At 32.9% G+C, this 1506-nt stretch carries 1 protein-coding gene and 1 pseudogene; both read left to right on the forward strand.

All coding sequences use genetic code 11. The annotated features are described in order from the left end of the window. A pseudogene (locus VLM92_RS13935) lies at positions 1 to 556 on the forward strand (collagen-like protein); the annotation flags it as partial. Between the two features lie 242 nt (positions 557 to 798). After that, the coding region (locus tag VLM92_RS13940) for a collagen-like protein (RefSeq protein WP_325276935.1) at positions 799 to 1506 on the forward strand (708 nt) is incomplete at its 3' end.

Genomic DNA, 1506 nt, shown 5'->3' on the forward strand with positions numbered 1-1506 from the left:
AGGACCAACGGGAGATCCAGGACCAACAGGAGATCCAGGACCAACGGGAGATCCAGGACCAACAGGAGATCCAGGAGATTGTTGTTGTACAAATGCAATTAGATATGCATTAAAAACAATAAAATCGGCAAACGCTAATCAAAACGTATCAGTGCTTTCATTTAACACAACTAAAAGCGGTACAATAGGAAACTTTTTATTAGGTGAAGATGTAGTAATTATAGGAGGAAGTTATATATCTTTATGTAATGTGGCATTAATAACTTTCAACGATGAACCAATTGTACCAGGAACACTACAATACGATTGTGAAACACCTGAGTGCTGTTGTAATACAGATATGGATTTAGCATTAAGAACACTTTTAGGTACGACTAGTTTCCCAATAATTAAAGATTTAGATATTGATATTGTAGATAATACTGCTAATCCATATAAAGTAAAAGAAGTATATGGAATATGTAATGGAATTATATGGGTTAGATTGCAAAATACAGTAGCAGGTAATTTATATGGTGCGTTGCCATTATGTAATATATTTGCAGCAAATCAATAGATATTAAAATATCATTATAATTAAATGAAAGGGAGTATCTTAATATAATCTTAAGATTATAAAGAAGATTATAAAGAAAGATACTCTCTTTTATAGGTAGTTTATATACTATAAAATATAATTATAAATTACCTATTTTTATTTTTTACATTTAACTACATAGGAGAAAAAGATGGATAAGATATTTTTTTATTGAGTTGCAAATATACTAATAAAAGAGAAGGTTATTTAGGAGGAGGTTTATGAAAAAAAATAATATTATAAAACAAAAGCATATTAGATACTTTAAACAATACAGCTTTGAAGAAATGATAACTATACCACAACAAAAGCCTAATATAGAGGATATTGTATCTGTTATGGTTGAACCAGAAATTGTGTCAACAAGGATAATTAATACACCTAAAGGAAAATCCTATGAAGGTCAGTGCCTTACGGGGAAAAAAATATCCATTGAGATAAAATTAAAACAAAAAATTACGTATATTTCTGATAAATCCACGCAATCAGTTCATGCAGTTCATAATGAAACATATCATAGTACATTTATAGTCGTTCCTAATTTAAGAGAGAGATACCTACTAGAAGTTTTATTAAAAAATAAAATACTTAATCCAAACATTATAATAGAAGATATACAAGGGAAAAGATTAGATGAAAGACATATATTTAAGAATGTAACTATATTTATAGAAGTATGCTTACCTCCTAGCTATTGCTGTTGTGAAGGACCAACAGGGCCAACGGGAGATCCAGGGCCAACGGGAGATCCAGGGCCAACGGGAGATCCAGGGCTAACGGGAGATTCAGGGCCAACGGGAGATCCAGGGCCAACGGGAGATCCAGGACCAACGGGAGATCCAGGACCAACAGGAGATCCAGGACCAACAGGAGATCCAGGGCCAACGGGAGATCCAGAAGATTGTTGTTGTACAGATGCAATTAGATAT

This window comes from Romboutsia sp., assembly GCF_035470145.1.
Taxonomy (GTDB): Bacteria; Bacillota; Clostridia; order Peptostreptococcales; family Peptostreptococcaceae; genus Romboutsia_D.